We start from the raw sequence: 24,684 nt of genomic DNA on the forward strand, positions 1-24,684 counted from the left end.
TAACTACTCTTACGCGCGCGCCCCTGCGGGCTGCGATGACAGCTTCTGGTCTAACGAGGACTAGGCGCTAAAAGTGTAAGGGAGCTTGAGGCGCGCCGGAGATTGCCGAAAGGGAAGCCGGGATTTGCCCGCATGGTGAACGGACGGTTATCGTTTGCCCCGACTCCCGGCAATGGGCGCGCCGACTAGGTCGTTGCGGCGTCCGCCGGCCGCGTCTGCCGCAATAGCCGCGCGCAGACGAATCCCAGCACGATCATCACCGCGGCCGCCATAAGCAAGGTCGGCACCTTGCCGGCATGCTGGATGCCGAAACCATACGCGATGGGGCCGATGGTCTGGCCCATGAAAAAGAAGAACGAATGCAGCGACAGCGCGGTCGCGCGCGCCTCCACCGACAGCTCGCTGGCAAACACCTGCAAGCAGCCATGGATCATGTAGAAGCCCCAGCCCATGAAGAGCAGGCTCAGCATTTGAAGTTTCCAGTGCGGACCGAGTGCCACGGCGACGAGTTGCAGGGCGACCAGCGTCGCGCCCGCGAACATCATGCCCTTGACGCCGAGCCGCGGCAGGAACCGCGAGACGGTCAAGGTGTAGAACAACCCGCCGATGGCAAATCCGGCGATCACGATGCCGGCGATCGAGAGCGAGGTTTCGCCGAGTTCGAACAGGAATGCCGCTAAGAACGGAAACAGCCCGAGCACGCAGCAGCCCTCGATGAAGACCGCCGAGTAGCAAACGCGCGCGTTCGGGTTGGTGAAGATCGTGCGGTAGCCGGTCCGGAGCGCCGACAGGCTGGTCCGCGGCGGACGCGTCATGGCGGCGTTTCGAAACCCGGCGGCCACGGCAATCGCCGCCACGATGACCAGGGCACCAAGCACGGCGAGCACGCCGCGCCAGCCCAGGAAATCGCCGATCAGGCCGGAAGCCGAGGCACCGAGCAGATTGCCCGTCATCGAGCCCATCAGCGTGCGCCCGATCGCGATCTGGCGCTTCTCGGGGCCGACCAGATCGCTGGTCAATCCAAGCGCGATCGGAAACACGCCGCCGGAGCCGATGCCGGCGAGAACACGGGTCGCAAACAACAGCGGGAACGACGTCGCCATCGCGCCCAGGATGTTGGCGAGGCCGAGCAGCACGAGACAGACGATCATCAGCCGCGCCTTGCCGAACAGATCGGCGGTGGCGCCGAGCACCGGCTGGATGATGGCAAAGGTGAAGGCGAACACGGCGGCGAAGCTGGCGGCGGCCGCGATGGTCACGCCGAAGTCGTCGGCGACATGCGGCAAAACCGGATCGAGCGCGCGTGCCGACAGGCTGGCGGCAAAGGTTGCGAGCGTAATGATATTCAGCGCCGGCGGCAGGCGGCTCGACGCGGTCACGGCAATATCCGCGCCATCAACGCGCTGCGTGCTTGCTAAGGTTCTTGGCGAGCGCGTCGAACCCCATCAGGGTCCGTACCAGACCTTCGAATTCGCGCAGCGGCACCATGTTGGGGCCGTCGGACGGCGCAGAATCGGGATCGGGATGGGTTTCGATGAACACACCGGCAACCCCGACCGCGACCGCGGCGCGGGCCAGCACCGGGACGAATTCGCGCTCGCCGCCCGATGAAGTCCCCTTCCCGCCGGGCTGCTGCACTGAATGGGTGGCATCGAAAATGACCGGGGCATTAGTTGTTCGCGCGAGGATCGGCAGCGCCCGCATGTCCGAGACCAGCGTGTTGTAGCCGAACGACGCGCCGCGCTCGGTGACCAGCACGTTGGGATTGTTGGCGCCGGTGATCTTGGCGACGACATTGGCCATGTCCCACGGCGCCAAAAACTGCCCCTTCTTGACGTTGACGACCTTGCCGGTCGCGGCCGCCGCCAGCAGCAAATCGGTCTGCCGGCACAGGAAGGCCGGGATTTGCAGGACATCCACTGCCTGCGCCACCTCGGCGCATTGCGAGGCCTCGTGCACGTCGGTGAGGACGGGCAGACCGAGCGAGCCGCGTATCTCCGCAAAAATCGGCAACGCCTGCTTTAACCCGATGCCGCGCGCGGCGGAAACGCTGGTGCGGTTGGCCTTGTCGAAGGAGGTTTTGTAGACCAGCCCTATTCCGAGCCGCGCCGCGATCTCCTTCAGCGCACCCGCAACTTCCAGCGCATGCGCGCGGCTCTCGAGCTGGCACGGGCCGGCGATGATCGAAATCGGCAGATCGTTGCCGAATTTGACCGCGCCCGCCGTTACGACCGGGGCTGCAGAGATGTTCGCGTTCACGGGTATTTCCTTCTTCAGGCGCGGACCATGCCGGTCCGCGCTATCAGGATCAACCCTGTTCAGCCCCCGAATATCAGGGTTGCGCTTGGTGTCACTTCACCGACGAGAACGCCGTCGGCACCAGCAATTGATTGACGATATTGCCGACGATCTGGCCGTCTTCCTCGGTCTTGGCGCGCGCGGAAATCCAGTCCGGATCGCTTTGGAACGCAGCCCACTTCTTCTCGCGATCGGCGAGCGATTCCCACGCCAAAAGATAGGTCAATTCCTGATTGGATTCGCCGACCAGCGTGGTGAAGAAACCGGCCTGCTTGATGCCGTGCTTTTCCCAAAGTTTTAAGGTGATGTTTTCAAAGCGCTTGAGCAGCGCCGGCAAACGGCCCGGCAGGCAGCGATAGACGCGGGTTTCGTAGATCATTGGTGGTCCTCCCTTTTCTTACGCGGCGTTTATAGCGGGTGGTTGGGAGGCTGTCTTGGCCGGATCGAGCACGTCCTACGGCTTGGCACGCATGACTGCCCCGCATCGTCATTGCGATGAGCAACGCGACGAATGGCGCGGCAGACCCGCGCCAAGGATTGTTTCGCGGAGCCTCTTACACCAGCCGGCTCTGCGCCATCGCGGCCTGAATGAACGACGCGAACAGCGGGTGCGGTTCGAACGGGCGCGACTTCAGTTCCGGATGGAATTGCACGCCGATGAACCAGGGATGGTCCTCATATTCGACGATCTCCGGCAACACGCCGTCGGGCGACAGGCCTGAAAACCGCAGGCCGTGCTGTTCGAGCCGGTCCTTGTAGGCGGTGTTGACCTCATATCGGTGACGGTGGCGCTCGGAAATCTCGGTGGCGCCGCCATAGACTTCCGACACCCGGCTGCCGCGCTTGAGCTCGGCCGGATAGGCCCCGAGCCGCATCGTGCCGCCGAGATCACCGGACCTCGAGCGCTTCTCGAGTTCGTTGCCGCGCAGCCATTCCGTCATCAGGCCTACCAGCGGCTCTTTCGTCGGGCCGAACTCAGTGGAATTGGCTTCCTCGATGCCGACCAGATTGCGCGCGGCCTCGATCACCGCCATCTGCATGCCGAAGCAGATGCCGAAATACGGCACGTCGCGCTCGCGGGCGAACTGCGCCGCGCGGATCTTGCCTTCGGCGCCACGCTGGCCAAAGCCGCCGGGCACCAGAATGCCGTTAACGTGTTCGAGGAACGGCGCCGGGTCCTCGTTCTCGAACACCTCGCTCTCGATCCAGTCGAGATTGACCTTCACCTTGTTGGCGATGCCGCCATGCGACAGCGCCTCGATCAGCGATTTATAGGCGTCCTTCATGCCGGTGTATTTGCCGACGATGGCGATGGTCACAGCACCCTCGGGGTTGCGCACCCGCTCGTTGATCACGTTCCAGCTCTGCAGGGCCGGCGGAATTTTCGGGGTGATGCCGAACGCGGCCAGCACCTCGTCGTCGAGACCGGCGGCGTGGTAGGCCTCGGGCACCGCGTAGATGTTGTCGACGTCGCGGGCCTCGATCACGGCACTTTCGCGCACGTTGCAGAACAGGCCGAGCTTGCGCCGCTCTTCCTTCGGAATCTCGCGGTCGGTGCGGCACAAAAGGATATCCGGCTGGATGCCGATCGAGCGCAGTTCCTTGACCGAGTGCTGGGTTGGCTTTGTCTTCAATTCGCCGGCGCTCGGGATGAACGGCAACAGCGTCAGATGGATGTAAATGGCATGCTCGCGCGGCAGATCGTTCTTGAGCTGGCGGATCGCCTCGAAGAACGGCAGGCCCTCGATGTCGCCGACGGTGCCGCCGATCTCGACCAGCACGAAATCGTAGTCGTCGTTGCCGGAGAGCACGAATTCTTTGATCGCGTTGGTGACGTGCGGGACCACCTGGATGGTGGCGCCGAGATAGTCGCCGCGGCGTTCCTTGGTGATGATGTCCTGATAGATGCGGCCGGTGGTGATGTTGTCGGCCTTGGTGGCGGGCCGTCCGGTAAAGCGCTCGTAATGGCCGAGATCGAGATCGGTCTCGGCGCCGTCGTCGGTCACGAACACTTCGCCGTGCTGGTACGGCGACATCGTTCCGGGATCGAGGTTGAGATAGGGATCGAGTTTGCGGAGCCGGACCTTGTACCCGCGGGCCTGCAGCAGGGCACCAAGTGCCGCCGAAGCCAGACCCTTTCCGAGCGAAGAAACCACGCCGCCGGTGATGAATATGTACCGCGCCATGGGGCTTAACCTTTAAGGCCACTGGGCCGATTCGCCAAAACGAATCGCAGCCAGCGGCGAACATTCTGTCGGGCTGTGGGTGACGTGAAATCTAAAGCAATATCAGGGTATTGATGGGAAGTTCTGATGCGGGACGGTAGACGCCATCCTGCATAGCCACCCTGCTTTATTGCGAACGCGGGGCCTGAGGGCCCGATGGCGCCGGCTGGCCCTGCTGCTCATCCACCTTCTTCAGCGAATCCAGGACGCCGCCAGAGGTCGGTGGCGTGATCGGGGTCGCGCCGCCGGCCGGCTGGGATTGCGACGCCGGGGGGTTACCGAGAACCGAGGCCGGCTTGCGATCACCGCCTGCGATCCAGGCCAAAAACAAGCTGGTCGCAAAGAAGCCTGCCGCCAGGACGGCGGTGGTCCGGCTCAACAGATTGGCTGTGCCGCGGCTCGACATAAAGCCCGCGCCTCCACCCATGCCGAGGCCGCCACCTTCGGATTTCTGCAGCAACACGGAGCCGATCAGCACGGCGACGATCATGAGGTGAATGACGATAACGACGGTCTGCATCTTAAAACCTTCCATCGCAAGCCGAGAGCGCCGGTTCGGCTGCACATGAAGGCTTGCGGGTTTTCCTGAAGTTGCGCGGTGTTACACGATCGGACCGGGCATTGTCACCCCCGATCGCGCCCTATCCTTATGTTTGAGCATGATCTTTCGGAAAAGCGGCGACCACTTTTCCGGATCATGCTTTAACTAAGGGCAGCCAGCTGCGATCGCAAGGAAATCGGCCGCTTTCAGGCTGGCGCCGCCGACCAGGGCGCCGTTGACATTGGCAACCCCCATCAATTCGGCCGCGTTCGAGGGCTTTACCGAGCCGCCATAGAGGATCCGGACCTGAGCCCCCTCGCGGTTAAAGCGAGCTACCAGAACATCCCGGATAAGCCGATGAACTTGCTCGACATCTTTGGCCGTGGGGGTCAACCCGGTGCCGATCGCCCAGACCGGCTCGTAGGCTACCACCAGATTGGCCGCGGTCGCCGCGTCCGGCAGCGAGCCCTTGAGCTGGCCGCCGCAAATATCGAGCGTCTGCCCGGCATCGCGTTGCGCGCGGGTTTCGCCGATACAGACAATGGCGGTGAGGCCCGCGCGCCAGGCCGCCTCAGCCTTCTGCCGAACCAGCGCGTCGGTTTCGCCATGGTCGGCCCGCCGCTCGGAATGGCCGACGATGATGGCGCCGGCCCCGGCATCCGCCAGCATTTCGGCCGAAAGATCGCCGGTATGGGCGCCGGAGGCCTTGGGATGGCAATCCTGCGCACCGACCGCGAGCTTTGAGCCCCGCGCCTTGTCGGCGAAGGCGGCAATCAGGGTCGCCGGGGGACAGACCAGCAAATCGGCTTTCCCCTCGAGCGCGGCGGCGCCCGCGCACATGGCGTCGAATTCGGCCAAAGAGGCCGTTAGGCCGTTCATTTTCCAGTTGCCGGCGATCAGAGGCCGGATGGTCTCGGTCATGTCAAATTCCCGCGAATATTGGGCCCGCATGCGCTAGCAGAGCGCGGCCATCAGTTCCAGACACCGCCGATACGATCCCTCAAGTCGTTAACTGCTTCAATTGGGCCACCCCGCTGAGGTTGCGACCGGGCGGCTGCCACTTTATGATGCGTTATCAACTCGGTGACGCCCTGTTGCGGAATTCGAACCCGAATCCGCCTTTGGGCACGACCCGGTTCCCCTCCTGCAAAACAAGTTGGACCCATGCTTCGAGGAATGCGGAAAGCCTCATCAAACTGGCTCGGCAAGATCATCATGGCCACCGTGATGGGCGTCTTGATCGTGAGCTTCGGAGTCTGGGGCATCGCCGACATCTTCCGGGGATTCGGCCAGTCGACGCTGGCCAAGATCGGCCGGACCGAGATTTCGGCCGAGCTATTCCGTCAGATCTATAACGACAAGCTGCAGCAGCTGGGCCGCCAATTCGGCCGCCCCCTGACCATGGACCAGGCCCGCGCCTTCGGGCTTGACCGCCAGGTGCTGCAACAAACCATTGCCGAGGCAGCCCTCGACGAGGAAGCCCGCCGCATGGGGCTCGGTCAGTCCGACGCCGAGGTCATGCGGACGATCTACAACGATCCCAATTTCAAGGGACTTAACGGCACGTTCGAGCCGGCCCGCTTCCAGTCCACCATCCGGCAGTTCGGATACACCGAGCAGCGCTATCTCGCCGAGCGGCGCCGGGTCGGGCTGCGGCGCCAGATCGCCGGCACCATTTCGGCCGGCCTCGAACCGCCGAAGGTGCTGATCGACGCGCTGACGCGCTTCCAGAACGAACAGCGCTCGGTCGAATATATCAAGCTCGACACCGCGCAGGCCGGCCAAATCGATCCACCCTCTCCCGAGACGCTCGCGGCCTATTTCGACGAACACAAGACCCAGTTCCGGGCCCCCGAATACCGCAAGCTTTCCTTCGTCGTTATCAACCCGGAAGAGATCGGTAAATGGACCGATGTCTCCGACGAGGATGCCAAGAAGGCGTTCGAGCAGCGGCGCGACAAACTCGGAACGCCGGAACGGCGCGAAGTGTCGCAAATGGTGTTTCCCAACGCGGAGGAAGCGCTGGCGGCGCGCGGACGCATCACGTCCGGATTGTCGTTCGACGATCTGGCCAAGGAGCGCAACCTCAACGTATCCGACGTCGACCTCGGCATGATCGCGAAATCCGCGATCATCGATCCTGCGGTGGCGGAGGCTGCGTTTTCGCTGCCTTCCGGCGAGGTGAGCCAGCCCGTGCAAGGCCAGTTCGGCGTGGCGCTGGTCAAGATCGGCAAGATCGAGCCCGGCGTGACGCCCACCTATGAGAGCTTCGCTGCCCAGCTCAAGAAGGAAATCGCGACCGAACGCGCGCGCGCGAAGGTCGCCGAACTTCACAACAAGATGGAAGACGAGCGCGGCGGTGGCGCCAGCGTGGTCGAAGCGGCGCAGAAGCTTGGATTGGCCGCCGTCACGATCGACGCGGTCGATCGTTCCGGCCGTATGCCCAACGGTCAGCTGGTGGCCAATATTCCGCGCGGCCTCGACGTGGTCTCGCAGGCCTTCAACAGCGATGTCGGCGTCGACAACGACCCGATCCAGTTCGGCGGCGGCTATGTCTGGTACGACGTGCTCGGCATCACGCCGTCGCGCGAGCGCGCGCTCGACGAGGTCAGGGACCAGGTCGAGGCGCGCTGGCGCGATGACCAGATCTCGACCAAGCTGCGCGCCAAGGCGACTGAAATGGTCGAGAAGCTCGAGCATGGCGGCACGCTGGCCGAGGAAGCGGCGGCAGTGGGGTCGAAGGTCGAAACCGCGGCCGGTTTCCGGCGCGATGCCTCCCTGCCCGGCGTCCCCGCAAGCGTGGTGACGGCGGCATTTCGCACGGCCAAGGACGGCGTCGGCCAAACCCCCGGCGCCGGCGGCAGCGAGTGGATCGTATTCCGCGTCACCGATATCAGCGTACCGCCGGTCGATGCCGCCTCGGACGACGTGAAGAAGCTGAAGGAAACGCTGGTGCGCGGGCTGACCGATGAACAGCTTGCGCAATATGTTACGAAACTCGAATCCGAGATCGGCACCACCATCAACCAGGCCGCCTTCGCACAGGTGACGGGCGCGAACAACTGAGCATGATCCGAACGGGTCATGCCCCCACCCAATCCTGAAAGCACGCGATGGACGACCTCAAATCTATCATCGGGAAAGTCGCCACCGGCGCGACGCTGTCGCGCGAGGAGGCGGCGTCCGCCTTCGACAGCATGATGTCCGGCGAGGCCACGCCCTCGCAGATGGGCGGGTTGCTGATGGCCTTGCGGGTGCGCGGCGAAACCGTCGACGAGATCACCGGCGCGGTATCGGCGATGCGCGGCAAGATGCTGCGCGTCAATGCGCCCGCCGAGGCGGTCGACGTGGTCGGCACCGGCGGCGACGGCTCGGGCTCGGTCAACGTGTCGACCTGCGCCTCCTTCATCGTCGCGGGCGCCGGCGTACCCGTCGCCAAACACGGCAACCGCGCGCTGTCGTCGCGCTCGGGCGCGGCTGACGTATTGGCTTCGCTTGGCGTCAAGATCGATCTTTCGCCCGAACACGTCGGCCGCTGCGTGCGGGAAGCCGGCATCGGCTTCATGTTCGCGCCCACGCATCATCCCGCCATGAAGAATGTCGGCCCGACCCGGGTCGAGCTCGCTACGCGCACGATCTTCAATCTGCTCGGGCCGCTCTCCAATCCAGCCGGCGTCAAACGGCAAATGGTCGGCGTGTTTTCCAGGCATTGGGTGCAACCGCTGGCGCAGGTGCTGAAGAATCTCGGCTCCGAATCCGTCTGGGTGGTGCACGGCTCCGACGGGCTCGACGAGATCACCCTCACCGGCCCGAGCTTCGTGGCCAGCCTCGAGAACGGCAACATCCGCACCTTCGAGGTGACACCGGACGACGCAGGGCTCACGCGCGTCGGCGGCGAGGCGCTGAAAGGCGGCGACGCCGATGCCAACGCGGTGGCGCTGCAAAGCGTGCTCAATGGCAAGCCGAGCGCCTATCGCGACGTGGCACTCTTGAACGCCGCGGCGGCGCTGATCGTGGCCGGCCGCGCCAAGGATCTGAAAGAAGGCGTGGCGATCGGCGGCAAATCGCTCGACAGCGGTGCGGCTGCAGCGCGTCTCAAGCACCTGATCGCGGTTTCCAACGCCTGACCCCTCGGGAGCGCCTGACATGTCCGATATCCTCAGCAAGATCGAGACCTACAAGCGCGAAGAGATCGCCGCCGCCAGGCGCGCGCATCCGCTGGCCAACCTGGAGGTGCTCGCGAACACGGCGCCGCCGCCGCGCGGTTTCGTGCGCGCGATCCGTGAAAAACTCGCGCGCGGCGACTACGCGCTGATTGCCGAAGTGAAGAAGGCATCGCCCTCGAAGGGGCTGATCCGCGCCGATTTCGATCCGCCGGTGCTGGCAAAGGCCTATGAGGCCGGCGGGGCGGCGTGTTTGTCGGTGCTGACGGATACGCCGTCATTCCAGGGCCATCTCGATTTCATGGTCGCGGCGCGCGCGGCGACCAATCTGCCGGTGCTGCGCAAGGATTTCATGTTCGACACCTATCAGGTGGTCGAGGCGCGCGCCCACGGCGCCGACTGCATCCTGATCATCATGGCGGCGCTCGACGATGCCGCCGCCAAAGATCTCGAGGACGTGGCGATCGCGCAGGGCATGGACGTGCTGATCGAAATCCACGACCGCGCCGAACTCGATCGGGCGCTGAAGCTTCGCTCGCCGATGATCGGTGTCAACAACCGCAATCTCCGCACCTTCGAGACCTCGCTTGCGACCAGCGAGGCGCTGGCGCCGCTGATTCCGCGCGACCGGCTGATGGTCGGCGAAAGCGGTATCTTCGCGCCCGCCGATCTCGCGCGGTTGGAGCGGGTCGGCATGTCGACCTTCCTGGTCGGCGAAAGCCTGATGCGTCAGGCCGATGTGACCGCGGCCACGCGCGCCTTGCTGACCCGCGCCGAGACCCCCCGCGCGACCGGAACGCGCTAGAAGAAGATGGCCCGAAAATCGTCCAAAGGCGGATCCGCCCTCACCCATATCGATGCGTCCGGCGAAGCGCGGATGGTCGACGTCTCGGCCAAGCCCGCGACCGAACGAATGGCAGTCGCCGAAGGCTGTGTCGTCATGAGCAAGGCGACGCTCGAACTGATCGTTTCCGGCAACGCCAAGAAGGGCGACGTGCTGGGTGCCGCGCGCATCGCCGGCATCATGGCCGCGAAGCGCACGTCGGATCTGATCCCGCTGTGCCACCCGCTGGCGCTGTCGAAGGTCACGCTGGACATTACCCCGGACAGGAAATTGCCCGGCTGCCTGGTCCGCGCCACGGTCAAGGTCACCGGCCCGACCGGCGTCGAGATGGAAGCGCTGACGGCGGTGTCGGTCGCGTGCCTGACGATCTACGACATGATCAAGGCGGTGGAGCGCGGCGTTCGCATCGAGGGCATTCATCTCGTCGAGAAAAAGGGCGGCAAGTCCGGGCACTACCGCGCCTAGGCAAGACCCATCACGGGGGTGTGACGGGACGATCCGGACTTAAGCGCCGGCGTGCGGTGTTATCCTCTTGTCACCTTCATGCGGAGAAACGCGATGCGGCTATTCAGGCTTCTCGGTGCAGCCACGGTTTTTTCGGTGCTCGCCCTGCCGGCGATGGCGCAGGCTGTCATCTACGAGCCCGGCTATTGTGCGCAGTACTATCCCGACGCCAATTGCCAGAACATGGGCCCGGGCAATCCCAACAGCCTCGAATATCGCAGCCGCCTGGGACAGAACGACCGCACATGGTCCGGCGGTCAGACCGTCGGCGTCGCCGGAAAACGATCGCGGATACACCGCTCCGCTTCATCGGCGGTCCGCACGCAGTGACGACAAGCTTTCGCGCACACGACGGGATGTAGTTTCGCGGGTGATCGCCGATCGACAGTCGTGACCCGCCTTCGATTATTTCATCGCAAACCTGGTGCTGAGGCCCGGCAAAAGCCGGCGGCGACGCACCCAATCCCGGCGCGAAAACGCAAACCCGTTGCCCGGCCGGCCTGATCGATTTTTTTACGCGTTTTCTACCGCAGATAAGTCTACGCAATCTGCGTAAACTTGATTGCTATGCGAACCGGCACCCACTTCGCCTGAAAACGCTACGCCACCTCGGGATGACGGAGAGTACAAACCTCATCGTGAGGAGCTTGCCACTGGGTCCGCGCGAAGCGCGGCCCGATGATAAACTCCGCAAGCGTCTCGAAGGATGGACGCAACAATCGACTCGCCGCCATCCTTCGAGACGCGGCGAAGACGCCGCTCCTCAGGATGAGGTCCGAGATAGCTTCACAGCCTCTCAGTTCGGAATCGGCCGCTTCGGCGATACCGGCGCATCCGCGTTGACGGTGACGCCGCGAAGCTGGTTGAAGGCTGCGATCAGCGCCTTGTCGTTCTTCTCCTCCGGCGGAACATAGGACTGCGAACCGGTCTGCTCGGCGCCTTCGGCGGACAGATGCCCGCGCATCGAGGCCTCGCCCTTGAGCTCGGAGCGGGTCTTGAATTCGTCCGGCACGTCCTGGAGCACTTCGATATCGGGCTTGATGCCGAGCGCCTGGATCGAATGGCCTGACGGCGTGAAATAGCGCGCGGTGGTCAGCGCCAGCGCGCCATTGCCGGTGCCGAGCGGAATGATGGTCTGCACCGAGCCCTTGCCGAACGAGCGCGTCCCGATCACGGTCGCGCGCTTGTGATCGTGCAATGCGCCGGCGACGATCTCGGACGCCGACGCGGAGCCGCCATTGATCAGCACCACAAGCGGCTTGCCTTTGGTCAGATCGCCACCCCGCGCTGTAAAACGCTGGGTTTCCTCGGGCGTGCGGCCGCGCGTCGAGACGACTTCGCCCCGCGGCATCAAGGTGCTGGTGACCGAAACCGCCTGGTCGAGCAATCCGCCCGGATTGTTGCGCAGATCGATGACATAGCCCGCGAGCTTCTCCGGCGGGATTTCCTTCGAGATATCCGTGATCGCCTTGCGCAGGCCGTCGGTGGTCTGTTCGTTGAAGGAGGTGATCCTGACATAGCCGATATCGCCGCCTTCGGTGTGGTAACGCACCGGCCGCACCCGGATGATTTCACGGGTGATCGCGATGTCGATCGGCTTGTCGGCATCCTTGCGAATGATCTTCAGCCGGGTCTGGCTGTTGGGCACGCCCTTCATCTTGTTGACGGCCTGATCGAGCGTGAGGCCCTGGATCGCTTCGTCGTCGATCTGCGTGATCACGTCGCCCGACATGATGCCGGCCTTGGAGGCCGGCGTGTCGTCGATTGGGGCTACGACTTTGACAAAGCCGTCTTCCATGGTGACCTCGATGCCGAGCCCGCCGAACTCGCCGCGGGTGGTCTCCTGCATGTCGCTCCAGCCCTTTTCATTCATGTAGCGCGAATGCGGATCGAGCGAAGAGATCATGCCGTTGATGGCGCCCTCGACCAGCTTGGCGTCGTCGGGCTTCTCGACATAGTCGGTGCGGATGCGCTCGAACACGTCGCCGAACAGATTGAGCTGCGAGTAGGTGTTGTCGGCGCGCGCGGCCGCCGTGGCGGCTCCAATTAGATGCGCCCCCTGCGGTCCGGCGACGAAAAGGGTCAGACAGGCGCCCGTAACCGTGCCAAGCAGAAAGGTAATGTTCTTGCGCATCGCTCGCGATCCTTCTCGCTATTTTTTCGCTATTTTTGGCTTCATTCTTGGCGTCGACCCGGATGAATCGGCAGCCTCGCCCGGCGACGCCAAACACACAACGGCTTTTTGGTCGGATCAAGGCCAAACCCTGCCGGATCATTACGGTCTCGTCACGACGGCTTTCCACCGAGTTTCAACGCCCAATCGGCCGGCTAGTTGGGATCATTGAGGATTTTCCGGCCACCCGCGATCAAATCTGCCTGTTTATTGCGCAGGGCCGGTTCGGTCTGATCGCGGTGGGTGATCAGACCACCTGCGATGGTCATGATATCGGCATGGCGTCCGATATATTCCAGCGGTGGCATTTGGCAGCTGTGTTTAATTTCCCTGCCGGTCGCGCGGAACGAAAGCGGACCTCCAGCAATTTCGCCATGGGCCAGAGCCAGTCATTTCCGCAGCGCCGCAAGTGGTAGTCTCATGCGAAACATCGCGCCGCGTCCGGCCCGGTTCTCTGCCGTTAGCTGCCCGCCGTGGGCCTCAACGATGGTTCGCGCAATGGACAGGCCCATGCCCAAGCCCTTCTCCTTGGTAGAAAAGAATGGATCAAAGATTTCCTTGAGCTTGTCGGGCGGAATGCCCGGCCCAGTGTCGGAAACGGACACTTCCGCAAACCTGTCCACGCGCGCGCTAACAACCGTGAGCCTGCGTTGATCCTCAGGTATCGCGGACATCGCGTCCAATGCGACGCAAAACGGCCTTTGAAAAAGCGACACCCTAAACACGCTGTCGAGAGCTGGGACCGGTACCGAACCAATGGGTATCGTTGATCTAGATCAATCGACTGTGGAACCCGTCCTAATCTCATGCGCCTGACGCAACAACCACGGGGAAGTTTGGTGACGAGCACACCGAAATCATCGCCTGCTTCGGAGGTGATGCTGTTCCCACAATTGCCCGCTCTGCAACTGATTTATGACACCGCCCCAATCGGCCTTGCCTGCCTGTCGCCTGACTGCCGATATCTACAGATCAACCAGCGCCTTACCGAGATTTGTGGCATATCGGTCGAGGGTCATCTGGGGCGCTTCGTCCGAGACTGCGTGCCGGCACTTGCCGACTCCGTCGGGCAAATCGTTCGCTCTATCATGGAGACGGGAGAACCTGTCATCGGCATCGAAGTCGCGGGACAACGTGCAGATCAGGTCGAGGAGCGCTCCTGGATGACCTATTGGCATCCACTGCGAACGCCGAATGGTGAAATCGTTGCGGTCAATGTGGCTGCCGAGGAGATTACTGAACGCAAGCGCGCCGAGCGGGAAATCCGGAGCGCCAGGGACGCCGCTGAGACGGCCCTTCGACATTTGCGCGACATCCAGGACTCGCTGATCGAAGCTGAAAAACTTGCCGCGCTTGGCCGAATGGTCGCTGGTGTCGCTCACGAGATCAACAGTCCACTCGGTAGCAGCCTGACTGTTGCCTCGACGCTCCAGCGCAAGGCCGAGTTGTTCGCTGCCGAAGTCGCGCGCGGCGATCTCAGGCGTTCAACTCTGAGCGAGTTCGTGGAACTTGTCGGCGACGCTTCGGCGCAATTGGTATCAAATCTCGGTCGGGCCGCCGAGCGCGTGCAATCCTTCAAGCAAGTAGCGCCCGATCAAACTAAGTCCCATCGGCGAAGCTTCGACGCAAGCGAACTGGCAGGCCAGGTTCTCTCTCAATTTGCGCGGCAGCTGCAAAACCGCGACATTGCGCTCAGCCTCCGATGCGAACCTAATCTTGCCATGGACAGCTACCCCGGGCCATTCGGTCAGGCCCTGACCAATCTCGCTGTCAATTCAATGACGCATGCCTTCTCCGGTCGCCGCAAGGGGAACATCGACGTCTCGGTTCGCGCGGCCGGGCACGAGCATGTAGAAGTTCTGTTCGCCGACGACGGCTGTGGCATGGCTCCCGACGTCGAGAGGCGGGCCTTCGATCCGTTTTTTACCACGCGCCGACATGATGGCGCGAGTGGTCTTGGTCTGCATATCGTCCACAGCATCGTTGTGGATCGATTGGGGGGACAGCTCCGGCTTGAAAGCAAGCTCGGCTCGGGTACTACCGTTCAAATAATCTTGCCGCGAATGGCCCCGGACCGAAGCGTCGGTCACAACGAGGATTCTTCGGCTTAAAACTTGATTTTGTGAATGTGACGAGCGATCCCGATCTGGATGGCGCCTTCGCATCCATCGCCAAACGAGACCCGCAAACGCACTTTGTTGGCGGCAGCCCCTTCTTCCTGATCCGTCGGGCCAGACTAGTCGCGCTGGCAGCGCGCCATCGCATTCCCGCCATTTACCCCTGGCGTCAATTTGTCGTGGATGGAGGCTTGATGAGCTACGGAACAAGCTTCACAGAATCCGCTCGCCAGACAGGCGTCTATGTCGGCCGGATCCTCAGCGGCGCCAAGCCCGCCGAACTACCCGTCCTGCAACCGACCAAGTTCGAACTGGTCATCAACCTCAAAACCGCCAGGGCGCTCGGCCTCACCGTGCCGCCCGCGCTGCTCGCGCGTGCCGACGACGTGATCGAATGACGCCCCGCGTTGGTCAAGCGCGTGAGAGCCGCACAACTATGAGGCGAGGCTAGCCCGACTTGTTCATCTTCTTTACTTTGGCGTCGGTTGCCTCGATTGCCGCGGCCAATTCCAATATCGCTTTCGCCAAGAGGTCGGCAGCTTCCTTGGCGTCCTGCGATCGCTCGGCTCGAAGTGCATAGTTCTTTGCTGAGGACAGTGACATCGTGAACTTTCCCAAGAAAAACCCGAAGAAAAACCCGCCGGGTTGAGGCGGCGGGTTTTCGTTACGCAATACTCTCGCGACGCTTTGGGGGCGCGATTGGCAAATACATAACTGTCGACGGTTAAGATTTGACGAAAGCCCGCCGGCATTACCGGTGGGCAGCGGCTGGCCAGGGCTCGGTCGGCCCGCTCGCCAGCACCGGGCCTCCCCGGGGTTGATGTCCAATTTGTAATCGACGCGGTTCGAACCGCCCGCCGACTTCATCGCGTCCCATCAGCGAAGGCCCGCTAGCAAGATGGAAGATGACCGATGAAACGGACCATGATCGCGACGGCGCTGAGCACAACGCTTCTCCTGGTCGGCATGCTCCGCGCAGCCCACGCCGACACCTGGGTATTCAGGGATACGCTGCGGCCGAACGGTCACGACCGCAGCATGGCGGCCAAGCGCGCCGACGGCCGCAGCTGTGGCGCTTTGCGCAGTGGCCGGTCGTTCAGCGCCGCGGCCGCTCCTAACATGAGAGCGTGCATGTTCGTGCGCGGCTGGGCGCTCGATCATATCATTCCCGATCCGCCGTCGGCCCGCGCCCGCGTCGCCGGCGACGATTCACCCGCGTCACCCGCGCCCCAAATCGACACGTCCTCGAATGACGACATGGTTCGATGGCAGCAGGATCAGGACAACCTGCAACAGATGATCAACAACATGAACCAGTAGTGGAACGGAGAATTACGGCGACACCCGCGAATCCTGCGCATTACCGATGGCTGACAGCTGCGTCGGACTCCTGGCCGATCCAGGCGGCAGCTGCGCGCGCATTTGAGGGCGCTGCACCTCGTCGTTGCTACGGATGCAACGTCATCAGAGCATCTCAGCCAGCGGCGTCCGTAATTCTTCCCTTGCCGGCACACGCCTTACACTGGACTGGATAAATTTTCCGATTTGGCTGCGCCGGTTGCTTTATCGCTGGAAAGCCGGTGCCGTTGCAGGCCGGGCACCTATCTCATTGATTTTCGGTGACAGCTTCATTTGACCTTTCAGGCCGCCTCAGTTGACGGCCTCTTTCAAGGCAGTTCAATCGGCGCAACAACCGGCCCCGCGGCAACTGTGCCGGTTCCAACTATCATATCGGATTTCATTCATCGGGCCGTGATCAATATTGAAAACCGACGCCATACTTAAGGCGAGCATGAACCCTCCACACTGCAAATCCACGCTGAACAGCCATCTGCGTTCGCGGAGTTCCTTGCGTTTTGGGCCTCGATAGGTTTTAAGCCCGCAGACTTCATGACCACAGGTATGAACGAGAAGCGAGCTGCGTGGCTTTGCCGCGTTTTGGACCGAGTGACGCACCCGGCGTATCTCATGCGCTTTAAATCGTTCTGAGCCTCCACAAAGGAATCCATCATGACCAAGATGACCAAGAATCAGTTGATTGATGCAATTGCAGAGGGAACCCAGGTTTCCAAGGGAGACGTAAAGGCCGTCATCGAGCAGATGGCGACCGTAGGCTATAAGGAGCTGAATGAATCCGGCGAGTTCGTCATTCCCGGCTTCGTCAAAATGTCCGTTGTGAACAAGCCTGCTACCGAGGCCCGCAGCGGGGTAAATCCTTTCACGAAAGAGCCTATGGAGTTCGCGGCCAAGCCGGCCAGCAAGTCGGTCAAGGCGTCACCGCTGAAGGTTGTGAAAGACGCTGTTTGAGGCTCGTGCGGCGGATTAGTTGGCCGACCCCGTCCGTCATAGCTCGATTGAGCGAAGGCGGAACGCGCAATCCGCCGCTCAAGGCTCCAACGCCGATGTATCCCGTGCTATCCTCCGCCTGACGCCGAATTATCGTCACGCCTGGACGATTGGCGAGCAGCGATTTCCGTGAACGATAATAACCCGCGGCGGTTGGCCTGAAACGGCGGATTGCTCCAGAGCCTGTCATCGGGCCGCGCCTTGCGCGGACCCGTTGGGCTCCAATCCGCCCCACGGGCTGTAGCCGAGCGAGAACGCCGGAGCGCTTCTCCTCGCGCGAGGTCCGATTTGATTCTGTAATGTACTTCAAAGCAGACATCCGCCAACGCCCCAAAATTTGTGGCTTCGCGCTATAAGTTCACCGTCTCCGCAACAAGCCGCTACACCAACTCTCTTGCAATCCACTCCGTGATCGAACGATGCTTCGGTCGCCAACCCAACAATTCGCTGGCGCGCTTGCCGCGGACGCGGCTGTTGGAACCGAGCGAGAATATTGCCTTCTCCCTGCCCCAGGCCGCGATCGCCTGCTCGGCCGGCCACGACTGTGCCACCCCCAGGCCGAGCCGCTTCGCGATCGCCTGCGCCACCTCGCCCAGGGCTTCCTCGCCGCTTTCGACATACATGAAACTTCCGGCAGGCGCCTTGGCGATGGCCAGCGCATAGAGCGCCGCGACGTCGGCGATGTGCACGTTGGACCAGCGGTTCAGGCCGCGGCCGATATAACGCGCAACACCGCTTTCCCTGGCCTGTTGCGCGAGCACGGGAACCTGCACGCTTTGCGCGGGTACGCCCAGCGCGTTGCCATAGATCATGCTGTTGCAGAGCACGACCGAGCGAATGCCTGCGGTACCGACGACGAGCCGGTCGATCGCGACCCGCACTGCCCGCTCAGGCTCGGGCTCGATCGGCGTGTCCTCGTGAAATATCCGGTCCGAGGGCTCGCCCATGGCTCTATCCGCCACGTTGCTGCTGCCGCTGGTATGGATCAAAGGCTTGCCCGAGCCCGCAAGTCCGGCGATCAAGGCGTCGATCGCGCCACGGTGGCCGCTGCTCGCCGCGTTGACGACGCCGTCGGAGGCGCGGGCCTCGGCTTGCAGCAACGCCGTATCGTCGAGCGAGCCGATCACCGCCTCGATGCCGTGCGCTGCGACTGCGTCAGCCTTGGCCTGGTCGCGAACCAGCCCGCGAACCCTATGACCATCCGCGATCAGGGCGGAAGCGACCGCGCCGCCGATAAATCCGTTCGCGCCGGTGAGGAAGATGCGCATGGTGTTCGCCCTGTCGTTGCCGCCGCTGCCGCGAAACCGGGCCTGGCCGACGGCTAGGCCGAAGGTCGCAACGGCCGCTCCGGGTTATCATTGGCAAAAGCAATTCGGAAGGGCTACGCTTAGCTCAATGGCCAAAGGCATCGAGAGAATGCCGGCTATCGGGACATGTTCATACTGTCTGGTTCATATTGTCTGGGAGGACACGCATGGGTAAGCCGCAACGGCCCTGGTCGGTCGATCGCAGGACTATTCTAAAGACAAGCGCCGTTATTGCTGCAGTGCAGGTTACTTCCCCCTTCATCATTCAGGCCCGCGGCGAAACGCCGGTGCGGATCGGCATGGTCGATCCGCTCACCGGCGTCTATGCCGCAATCGCGCAGAACGAAGTGGTCGGGGCGAAATTCGCGGCCGAAGAGATCAACAAGAAGGGCGGCATCCTGGGCCGGCCGGTCGAGCTGCTGATAGAAGACTCCGCCAATGACGTCGGCACCGGCGTGCAGAAAACCCGCAAGCTGATCGAGCGCGATCAGGTGAGCTTCATCATCGGCGACGTGAACTCCGGTATCGCGATCGCGATGGCGCAGGTCACCAGCGAAAAGAAAGTGCTCCATATCGTCTCGGGCGGCCACACCGATCCCGTCACCGGCGCAAATTGCTCCTGGAACGTGTTCAGGGTCTGCAACTCCACGACCATGGATGCCAACGCGATCGCCACCACGCTGATAGAGAAGTTCGGCAAGAAGTGGTACTTCCTGACGCCGGATTATGCGTATGGTCATTCGGTGCAGGCCGGATTCGAAAAAGTCCTGAAAGCCGCGGGTGGCACCTCCGCCGGCTCCCTCGTCCCCCTTGGCACCGCAGATTACTCCGCCTACCTGATTCAGGCCAAGTCGTACGGTCCGCAGGTGCTGATCAACGTCATGGGCGGCGGCGACCAGGTCTCGAGCCTCAAGCAGTTCGTCCAGTTCGGCCTCGACAAGCAGATGGCCGTCGGAGGCGCCTTGTTCGAGCTTGAGAGCATCCGCGCCGTGCCCGATGGCGCGCGCGTCGGATGGTGGACGATGGAATGGTGGTGGGACCAGCCGGGCGTGCCGCATGTCGCGGAATTCAACACCGCGATCAAGAAGATCACAGGCGCCTCTGCCACCGCCCGCAACTGGTTCGGCTATGCGTCGGTGCAGACGCTGGCGCTGATCGCGAACCAGGAGAAAACACTGGACGCACCCAAGCTGGCGCATGCGCTTGCCGGATTCAAGCTGCCGCCGGAAGTCGCCCTGCAACCGGGAGCGCCGGAGTACCGCGCCGGCGACCATGAATTGATGAGCACGGTGTTTGTCGGCGAGGCGCACCCGCCGAAGGGCGACCCGGACAATATGTTCACGATACGCACCCCCGTGTCCGGCGAAAAGGCCGCCGGACCGGTCGAAAACACCGGCTGCAAGATTCAGTGGCCAGCCTGAACCGAAACGGATTTCGCCTGGTGCCTGACCGCACCGGGCGAAATCACTTCTGCAACAAGAATCTGAACCTCCCAACGAGGACAAGCCCATGACATCCTTCACCCCAAGAATCGAACGCCGCACGCTTCTCAAGGGCGCCGCCGCACTCGGCGCAATTCAGGTGGCTTCCCCCTTCATCATCCAGGCCCGCGGCGAGACCGCGGTCCGGATCGGCATGGTCGATCCCCTCACCGGCGTCTATGCCGCGCCCGCCGGCAATGAGGTGATGGGCGCCAAACTGGCCATCGAGCAGATGAACGCCAAAGGCGGCATTCTCGGACGCCAGGTCGAATTGCTGGTGGAAGATTCCGCCAATGACGTCGGCACCGGCGTGCAGAAGGCGCGCAAGCTGATCGAGCGCGACGGGGTCAATTTCATGATCGGCGACGTCAATTCCGGCATTGCGGCTGCGATCGCCCAGGTCACCAGCGAAAAGAAGATCCTGCACATCGTCTCCGGCGGCCACACCGACTCGATCACGGGCAAGGATTGCAAATGGAATGTGTTCCGGGTCTGCAACACCACGCGGATGGAAGCCAATTCGGTATCGAGCGTGCTGTACAGCAAGTATGGCAAGAAATGGCACTTCATCACCCCCGACTATGCCTTCGGCCACACGCTGTATGACGCCTGCACCGACGATCTGAAGAAGCTCGGCGGCACGGTCACCGGCAACGAGCTGACGCCGCTCGGCACCACGGATTTCTCGGCCTATCTGATCAAGGCGCGGGCGGCGAACCCCGACGTCATGATCCTGCTGGTGCAGGGCTCCGACATGATCAACTGCCTCAAGCAGGTGGTGCAGTTCGGCCTCGACAAACAGATCCACGTCGCGGGAACGCAGCAGGAGCTGGAATCGCTCGCCGCGCTGCCGCCGGAAGCGCGGATCGGCGTCTGGATGTTCGAATGGTACTGGAAACAGCCGGGCGTGCCGGGGGTCGAGAAATTCGTCGCCGACATTCGCAAGGTCAACAAGGGCAACGTGCCGACCGCGCGGCACTGGTTCGGCTACGCCTCGGCGATGTCCTTTGCCCTGGTGGCAAACAAGGAGAAGTCGCTCGACGCGGTGAAGCTGGCAGCGGCGCTGGAGAATTTCGAGTTGCCGGACGACGTCAAGCTGCAGCCGAACAAGGTCTATTACCGCAAGGGCGACCATCAGCTGATGACGTCAGCCTTCGTCGGCGAGGCGCAGTCGAAAGGCAAGGACGATCCGGAAGATCTCTACCGGGTCGACGAAGTCGTGCCGGGCGACAAGACCGCGCCTACCATTGAGGAGACAGGCTGCAAAGTCCAGTGGCCGGCGTAACATGAAGTCCGCGATGCCCTCGACCCCGGGAGCGATTTCTCCCGGATCAATTCCATGTCCATTATCCGGTACCCGATGACCCTGCTTCTGCTGTTCAACATCACCAACGGGCTCATCGTCGGCGCGTTCTACGTGCTGATGGCGCTTGGCCTGTCGCTCATTCTCAACCTCAGCAACACCATCAATTTCGCCCACGGCGGATTTCTCGTCATCGGCGGCTACATCGCCTATGCGATCACGCCCTATATCGGCTTCTGGGGCGCACTCCTGATCGCGCCGCCCTTGACCGCCGTGATCGGGCTCGTGGTCGAGCGCGTGCTGATCCGGCCGCTCTACGGGCGCGATCCCCTGTACAGCCTGCTGCTCACGTTTGGGTTGGCCTTCATCATCGAGGACGGCACCCGCTTCATCTTCGGGCCGCAGGGCAAGCCCGTCACCATTCCGCCGTTTCTGGCGCAACCCCTGAGCAATGATTTCTTTTTCATCACCGGCTATCGCCTGTTCATGGTGGCCGTGGTGGTGATCGCGGTCACGCTGTTGTTCGTGCTGCTGCGCTATACGCGGCTGGGCATCCGCATCCGCGCCGGCACCCTCGATCTCGAGACCGTTGCCGCCCTCGGAATCAACGTGCAACTGCTGCGCTCGCTCAATTTCGCGGTCGGCATTTTCCTGGCCGGCCTCAGCGGCGTGCTCGCGGCCGGGCAATTGGGGCTTGAACCGACCATGGGGACCGGCCTTTTGATGCCGAGTTTCATCGCCATTATCGTCGGCGGCATCGGCAGCCTGCCGGGAACCCTGCTCGGCGGCCTCTTGATCGGGGTGGCCTCGGGATTGACCGCGGTATTCCTTCCCGCCGCCAGCGAGGCGGTCATCTATGTCATGATGGCGGTGGTCCTCCTGATACGCCCGCGCGGACTCTTGGGCGAAGAAGGAATGATGTCTTGACCACCGAGCAGACCCGCAAGCTGATCGTCCTCGCGGCGATCTGGGCCGCCCTGATCTTCGCCCCCTACTGGATGGTGCCGCTCGGCGGCTACACCGCGCTCGCCACCCGCGTCCTGGTGCTGGGCCTCGCCGCAATGTCGCTGAATTTCCTGCTGGGATTTACCGGTGTGCTGTCGTTCGGCCACGCCGCTTATTTCGGCCTCGGCGCCTACGGCGCCGGGCTGACGCTGAAATTTCTCGCGGCGAGCACGCCGCTGGCGCTGCTGCTTGGAATGCTGCTGGGCGGTGTTTGCGGCGGCCTCCTGGGCACGCTGATCGTGCGGCGGCGCGGCGTCTACTTTGCCATGGTGACCATCGCCTTCGGCCAGGTGTTCTACTACATCGCGTTTCAATGGAGCTCGCTGACCGGCGGCGATGACGGCCTGCGCGGCTTCTCGCGCCAGCCGCTCGACCTTGGCCTGTTCAAGATCGACATCCTCTCCAGCGCCAACAACTTCTACTTCTTCGTCCTGTTCTGTTTCGCGCTTGCCGTCGGCGCCATGGGATTTATTCTGCGTTCGCCGTTCGGCCGCACCATGATCGCGATCCGCGAGAACGAGCGGCGCTCGCGTTTTCTCGGCATTCCCGTCGAACGGCACATCTGGATCGCTTTCACCCTGTCCTGCTTCTTCATGGGATTGGCCGGCGCGCTCTATGCGCTGGTCAATAATTTCGCCGATCCGAAGGGCCTGCATTACAGCCAATCCGGCGATTTCGTCATGATGGCGGTGATGGGCGGCATGCGCAGCTTCTGGGGTCCGCTGCTCGGCGCCACCGTGTTCGTGGTGCTGCAGGATTATCTGTCCAGCGTCACCGTCAACTGGATGTCGTTCGTCGGCCTTCTGTTTGTGCTGGTGGTGTTGTTTTTCCCGCGCGGCCTGCTTGGCTTCCTGCAGCGGAGCAAGGCATGAACGTCCTCGAAATCAACGGCGTCACCAAGCGCTTCGGCAATCTCGTGGCGGTGCGCGATGTATCGCTGAACGTGGCCAAGGGCGAGATGTGCGCCATCATCGGCCCGAACGGCGCCGGCAAGACCACCTTCTTCAACCTGATCTCCGGATTTTTTCCACCGACTTCCGGCAGCATCAGCTTCGACGGCCAGGACATCACAAAACTGTCCACGCATGAGCGCGTCACCCGTGGCATGGCGCGAACCTTCCAGGTCACCGAGATCTTTCCCGAACTCACCGTGTTCGAAAACGTCCGCATCGCCACTGAGGTCGCCAGCGGATACCGGTTGCGGCCGTGGATCAACCGCGCCGAACAGGCGCAAGTCCATGCCCGCGTCGAGGAGACGCTCAAGCTGGTGTCGCTGGAAACCAAGACCGACAGGCTGGTCGGCGAACTCGCGCATGGCGACCAGCGCGCCGCCGAAATCGCGATGGCATTGGCGCTGAAGCCGCATCTCTTGCTGCTCGACGAGCCGACTGCCGGCATGGGCGATCAGGAAACGTTTCAGATCACGCAACTGATCCGCCGCCTGCACCGCGAAAGCAATTACACCATCGTGCTGATCGAACACGACATGCGCGTGGTGTTTCATCTTGCCGACCGCATCTGCGTGCTCGATCAGGGCAGGATGCTGGCGCAGGGCACGCCGCAGGAAATCGCCGCCAACGAGACCGTTCAGGCCGCTTATCTGGGCACCGCCGCATGACCGCCGCATTGATCGCCGAAGGCCTGCACACTTATTACGGCAAGAGCCACATCCTGCATGGCGTCAGCCTCGAAGTGGCCGAGGGCAAAATCACCGCCCTGCTCGGCCGCAACGGCGCTGGCAAGACCACGACGCTGCGCAGCCTGATGGGCCTGACGCCGCCGCGCGAAGGCAAGGTTTCCGTCTTCGGCGCGGATACCACGCGCTGGCCGACCTTCCGGATCGCAGCCAGCGGCGTCGGCTATGTGCCCGAAGGCCGGCGCATCTTCGCCAATCTCAGCGTCGAGGAAAATCTTAAAGTCCCGCTCGAGCGCGGCGGCCCGTGGACCATCGAGCGGATCTACCAGCTGTTCCCCCGCCTCGAGGAGCGCAAGCTCTATCGCGGCCGCCAGCTTTCCGGCGGCGAACAGGAGATGCTCTCGATCGCGCGCGCGCTCCTGCTCAATCCCCGCCTGCTCATTCTCGACGAACCCTCGCAGGGCCTGGCGCCGCTGATCGTGCGCGAGGTGTTTTGCATCGTCCAGCAGATGAAGGCCGAGGGCATTTCCGTTCTGCTGGTCGAACAGAACGCGCGCATGAGTCTCGAAATCGCCGACGACGCCTATGTGCTGGACGACGGCATCGTGGTCTATTCCGGAACCGCGCACGAACTCGCCGCCGACGAAGCCCGCGTCCGCGCGCTGGCCGGCGCCAGCGCCGAGGAATGGACGCTGACGTGAGCGTGATGGCCGAGCACAGCCGCCTGAAGGACGTTCCGCT

Annotated in this window: 26 protein-coding genes; 16 read left to right on the forward strand and 10 right to left on the reverse strand. The window is 62.8% G+C overall.

Annotation, left to right across the window (positions count from 1 at the left end; genetic code table 11):
• Nucleotides 1-185: 185 nt before the first annotated feature.
• The 6 genes from NL528_RS25300 to tpiA all read right to left on the reverse strand — a co-directional run bounded on the left by NL528_RS25300 (nt 186) and on the right by tpiA (nt 5,985).
• Nucleotides 186-1,379 carry an MFS transporter gene (locus NL528_RS25300; RefSeq protein WP_309177168.1) on the reverse strand — a complete coding sequence of 398 codons (1,194 nt, stop codon included), beginning with the start codon at nt 1,377-1,379 and terminating at the stop codon, nt 186-188.
• A gap of 16 nt (nt 1,380-1,395) precedes the next feature.
• A complete protein-coding gene (gene kdsA, locus NL528_RS25305) occupies nt 1,396-2,259 on the reverse strand; it encodes a 3-deoxy-8-phosphooctulonate synthase (protein WP_309177169.1) in 864 nt (287 codons plus the stop codon).
• Between the two features lie 91 nt (nt 2,260-2,350).
• Nucleotides 2,351-2,677 (reverse strand): NIPSNAP family protein, encoded by a 327-nt coding sequence (locus tag NL528_RS25310; protein WP_309177170.1) that lies wholly within the window; start codon nt 2,675-2,677, stop codon nt 2,351-2,353.
• Between the two features lie 175 nt (nt 2,678-2,852).
• Complete coding sequence (locus NL528_RS25315; protein WP_074276578.1) at nt 2,853-4,484, reverse strand: CTP synthase; 1,632 nt, start codon at nt 4,482-4,484, stop codon at nt 2,853-2,855.
• Nucleotides 4,485-4,650: 166 nt separating this feature from the next.
• Nucleotides 4,651-5,043 carry a preprotein translocase subunit SecG gene (gene secG, locus NL528_RS25320; protein ID WP_309177171.1) on the reverse strand — a complete coding sequence of 131 codons (393 nt, stop codon included), beginning with the start codon at nt 5,041-5,043 and terminating at the stop codon, nt 4,651-4,653.
• A gap of 186 nt (nt 5,044-5,229) precedes the next feature.
• Complete coding sequence (tpiA, locus tag NL528_RS25325; RefSeq protein ID WP_309177172.1) at nt 5,230-5,985, reverse strand: triose-phosphate isomerase; 756 nt, start codon at nt 5,983-5,985, stop codon at nt 5,230-5,232.
• A 243-nt stretch (nt 5,986-6,228) separates the two neighbouring features.
• Between tpiA and NL528_RS25330 the strand changes: the two genes are divergently transcribed.
• From NL528_RS25330 to NL528_RS25350, 5 genes are all read left to right on the forward strand, one after another.
• Nucleotides 6,229-8,130 (forward strand): SurA N-terminal domain-containing protein, encoded by a 1,902-nt coding sequence (locus NL528_RS25330; protein ID WP_309177173.1) that lies wholly within the window; start codon nt 6,229-6,231, stop codon nt 8,128-8,130.
• Nucleotides 8,131-8,177: 47 nt separating this feature from the next.
• Nucleotides 8,178-9,191 (forward strand): anthranilate phosphoribosyltransferase, encoded by a 1,014-nt coding sequence (gene trpD / locus NL528_RS25335; RefSeq protein ID WP_309177174.1) that lies wholly within the window; start codon nt 8,178-8,180, stop codon nt 9,189-9,191.
• Nucleotides 9,192-9,210: 19 nt separating this feature from the next.
• Nucleotides 9,211-10,032 (forward strand): indole-3-glycerol phosphate synthase TrpC, encoded by an 822-nt coding sequence (gene trpC, locus NL528_RS25340; protein WP_309177175.1) that lies wholly within the window; start codon nt 9,211-9,213, stop codon nt 10,030-10,032.
• A gap of 6 nt (nt 10,033-10,038) precedes the next feature.
• Nucleotides 10,039-10,536, forward strand: coding sequence for a cyclic pyranopterin monophosphate synthase MoaC (moaC, locus tag NL528_RS25345; protein ID WP_309177176.1), 498 nt, complete (start codon nt 10,039-10,041; stop codon nt 10,534-10,536).
• Between the two features lie 93 nt (nt 10,537-10,629).
• Nucleotides 10,630-10,905, forward strand: coding sequence for a hypothetical protein (locus NL528_RS25350; protein ID WP_309177177.1), 276 nt, complete (start codon nt 10,630-10,632; stop codon nt 10,903-10,905).
• 466 nt (nt 10,906-11,371) lie between these two features.
• On the opposite strand, the gene NL528_RS25355 is transcribed toward NL528_RS25350, so the two are convergent.
• On the reverse strand, nt 11,372-12,709 hold the full coding sequence (locus tag NL528_RS25355) for a S41 family peptidase (protein WP_309177178.1): 1,338 nt from the start codon (nt 12,707-12,709) through the stop codon (nt 11,372-11,374).
• A 62-nt stretch (nt 12,710-12,771) separates the two neighbouring features.
• Here NL528_RS25355 and NL528_RS25360 point away from each other — a divergent pair, with 62 nt between their 5' ends.
• Nucleotides 12,772-13,164, forward strand: coding sequence for a hypothetical protein (locus NL528_RS25360; protein WP_309177179.1), 393 nt, complete (start codon nt 12,772-12,774; stop codon nt 13,162-13,164).
• On the opposite strand, the gene NL528_RS25365 is transcribed toward NL528_RS25360, so the two are convergent.
• On the reverse strand, nt 13,138-13,353 hold the full coding sequence (locus NL528_RS25365; protein WP_309177180.1) for an ATP-binding protein: 216 nt from the start codon (nt 13,351-13,353) through the stop codon (nt 13,138-13,140). The two genes, NL528_RS25360 and NL528_RS25365, sit on opposite strands and share 27 nt — an antisense overlap.
• A 234-nt stretch (nt 13,354-13,587) precedes the next feature.
• Here NL528_RS25365 and NL528_RS25370 point away from each other — a divergent pair, with 234 nt between their 5' ends.
• Nucleotides 13,588-14,859 carry an ATP-binding protein gene (locus NL528_RS25370; RefSeq protein WP_309177181.1) on the forward strand — a complete coding sequence of 424 codons (1,272 nt, stop codon included), beginning with the start codon at nt 13,588-13,590 and terminating at the stop codon, nt 14,857-14,859.
• Between the two features lie 17 nt (nt 14,860-14,876).
• The gene (locus tag NL528_RS25375) at nt 14,877-15,263 is read left to right on the forward strand and encodes an ABC transporter substrate binding protein (protein WP_309177182.1); all 387 of its coding nucleotides are present in this window, start codon (nt 14,877-14,879) and stop codon (nt 15,261-15,263) included.
• A gap of 49 nt (nt 15,264-15,312) precedes the next feature.
• Here NL528_RS25375 and NL528_RS25380 read toward each other — a convergent pair whose 3' ends face one another.
• Nucleotides 15,313-15,468 (reverse strand): hypothetical protein, encoded by a 156-nt coding sequence (locus tag NL528_RS25380; protein WP_209844159.1) that lies wholly within the window; start codon nt 15,466-15,468, stop codon nt 15,313-15,315.
• Between the two features lie 309 nt (nt 15,469-15,777).
• Here NL528_RS25380 and NL528_RS25385 point away from each other — a divergent pair, with 309 nt between their 5' ends.
• Both NL528_RS25385 and NL528_RS25390 read left to right on the forward strand, forming a co-directional pair.
• Nucleotides 15,778-16,185, forward strand: a complete 408-nt coding sequence (locus NL528_RS25385; protein ID WP_309177183.1) for a hypothetical protein — start codon at nt 15,778-15,780, stop codon at nt 16,183-16,185.
• Nucleotides 16,186-16,875: 690 nt separating this feature from the next.
• Entirely contained in the window at nt 16,876-17,172 is a 297-nt protein-coding gene (locus NL528_RS25390; protein ID WP_309177184.1) for an HU family DNA-binding protein, read from the forward strand.
• 419 nt (nt 17,173-17,591) lie between these two features.
• On the opposite strand, the gene NL528_RS25395 is transcribed toward NL528_RS25390, so the two are convergent.
• Nucleotides 17,592-18,479 carry an NAD-dependent epimerase/dehydratase family protein gene (locus NL528_RS25395; RefSeq protein WP_309177185.1) on the reverse strand — a complete coding sequence of 296 codons (888 nt, stop codon included), beginning with the start codon at nt 18,477-18,479 and terminating at the stop codon, nt 17,592-17,594.
• Nucleotides 18,480-18,685: 206 nt separating this feature from the next.
• On the opposite strand from NL528_RS25395, the gene NL528_RS25400 reads away from it, so the two are divergent.
• The 6 genes from NL528_RS25400 to NL528_RS25425 all read left to right on the forward strand — a co-directional run bounded on the left by NL528_RS25400 (nt 18,686) and on the right by NL528_RS25425 (nt 24,644).
• Nucleotides 18,686-19,939: an ABC transporter substrate-binding protein gene (locus tag NL528_RS25400; protein ID WP_309177186.1), complete on the forward strand. Its 1,254-nt coding sequence runs from the start codon at nt 18,686-18,688 to the stop codon at nt 19,937-19,939.
• An 88-nt stretch (nt 19,940-20,027) separates the two neighbouring features.
• Complete coding sequence (locus NL528_RS25405; protein ID WP_309177187.1) at nt 20,028-21,284, forward strand: ABC transporter substrate-binding protein; 1,257 nt, start codon at nt 20,028-20,030, stop codon at nt 21,282-21,284.
• Between the two features lie 54 nt (nt 21,285-21,338).
• Nucleotides 21,339-22,229 (forward strand): branched-chain amino acid ABC transporter permease, encoded by an 891-nt coding sequence (locus tag NL528_RS25410; RefSeq protein ID WP_309177188.1) that lies wholly within the window; start codon nt 21,339-21,341, stop codon nt 22,227-22,229.
• Entirely contained in the window at nt 22,226-23,179 is a 954-nt protein-coding gene (locus NL528_RS25415; protein WP_309177189.1) for a branched-chain amino acid ABC transporter permease, read from the forward strand. Before NL528_RS25410 ends, NL528_RS25415 begins: the two co-directional genes overlap by 4 nt.
• Entirely contained in the window at nt 23,176-23,925 is a 750-nt protein-coding gene (locus NL528_RS25420) for an ABC transporter ATP-binding protein (protein WP_309177190.1), read from the forward strand. Before NL528_RS25415 ends, NL528_RS25420 begins: the two co-directional genes overlap by 4 nt.
• Nucleotides 23,922-24,644 carry an ABC transporter ATP-binding protein gene (locus tag NL528_RS25425; protein WP_309177191.1) on the forward strand — a complete coding sequence of 241 codons (723 nt, stop codon included), beginning with the start codon at nt 23,922-23,924 and terminating at the stop codon, nt 24,642-24,644. Before NL528_RS25420 ends, NL528_RS25425 begins: the two co-directional genes overlap by 4 nt.
• The last annotated feature ends 40 nt before the right edge of the window (nt 24,645-24,684 follow it).

It is taken from the genome of Bradyrhizobium sp. Ash2021 (genome assembly GCF_031202265.1).
Lineage (GTDB): Bacteria > Pseudomonadota > Alphaproteobacteria > Rhizobiales > Xanthobacteraceae > Bradyrhizobium.

Excerpts from the sequence above, each read along its gene's own strand:
- NL528_RS25310 (WP_309177170.1), bottom strand. The coding sequence starts at position 2,677 with ATGATCTACGAAACCCGCGTCTATCGCTGCCTGCCGGGCCGTTTGCCG.
- NL528_RS25315 (WP_074276578.1), bottom strand. The coding sequence starts at position 4,484 with ATGGCGCGGTACATATTCATCACCGGCGGCGTGGTTTCTTCGCTCGGA.
- secG (WP_309177171.1), bottom strand. The coding sequence starts at position 5,043 with ATGCAGACCGTCGTTATCGTCATTCACCTCATGATCGTCGCCGTGCTG.
- tpiA (WP_309177172.1), bottom strand. The coding sequence starts at position 5,985 with ATGACCGAGACCATCCGGCCTCTGATCGCCGGCAACTGGAAAATGAAC.
- NL528_RS25330 (WP_309177173.1), top strand. The coding sequence starts at position 6,229 with ATGCTTCGAGGAATGCGGAAAGCCTCATCAAACTGGCTCGGCAAGATC.
- trpD (WP_309177174.1), top strand. The coding sequence starts at position 8,178 with ATGGACGACCTCAAATCTATCATCGGGAAAGTCGCCACCGGCGCGACG.
- trpC (WP_309177175.1), top strand. The coding sequence starts at position 9,211 with ATGTCCGATATCCTCAGCAAGATCGAGACCTACAAGCGCGAAGAGATC.
- moaC (WP_309177176.1), top strand. The coding sequence starts at position 10,039 with ATGGCCCGAAAATCGTCCAAAGGCGGATCCGCCCTCACCCATATCGAT.
- NL528_RS25350 (WP_309177177.1), top strand. The coding sequence starts at position 10,630 with ATGCGGCTATTCAGGCTTCTCGGTGCAGCCACGGTTTTTTCGGTGCTC.
- NL528_RS25355 (WP_309177178.1), bottom strand. The coding sequence starts at position 12,709 with ATGCGCAAGAACATTACCTTTCTGCTTGGCACGGTTACGGGCGCCTGT.
- NL528_RS25360 (WP_309177179.1), top strand. The coding sequence starts at position 12,772 with ATGAATCGGCAGCCTCGCCCGGCGACGCCAAACACACAACGGCTTTTT.
- NL528_RS25380 (WP_209844159.1), bottom strand. The coding sequence starts at position 15,468 with ATGTCACTGTCCTCAGCAAAGAACTATGCACTTCGAGCCGAGCGATCG.
- NL528_RS25385 (WP_309177183.1), top strand. The coding sequence starts at position 15,778 with ATGAAACGGACCATGATCGCGACGGCGCTGAGCACAACGCTTCTCCTG.
- NL528_RS25390 (WP_309177184.1), top strand. The coding sequence starts at position 16,876 with ATGACCAAGATGACCAAGAATCAGTTGATTGATGCAATTGCAGAGGGA.
- NL528_RS25395 (WP_309177185.1), bottom strand. The coding sequence starts at position 18,479 with ATGCGCATCTTCCTCACCGGCGCGAACGGATTTATCGGCGGCGCGGTC.
- NL528_RS25400 (WP_309177186.1), top strand. The coding sequence starts at position 18,686 with ATGGGTAAGCCGCAACGGCCCTGGTCGGTCGATCGCAGGACTATTCTA.
- NL528_RS25405 (WP_309177187.1), top strand. The coding sequence starts at position 20,028 with ATGACATCCTTCACCCCAAGAATCGAACGCCGCACGCTTCTCAAGGGC.
- NL528_RS25410 (WP_309177188.1), top strand. The coding sequence starts at position 21,339 with ATGTCCATTATCCGGTACCCGATGACCCTGCTTCTGCTGTTCAACATC.
- NL528_RS25420 (WP_309177190.1), top strand. The coding sequence starts at position 23,176 with ATGAACGTCCTCGAAATCAACGGCGTCACCAAGCGCTTCGGCAATCTC.
- NL528_RS25425 (WP_309177191.1), top strand. The coding sequence starts at position 23,922 with ATGACCGCCGCATTGATCGCCGAAGGCCTGCACACTTATTACGGCAAG.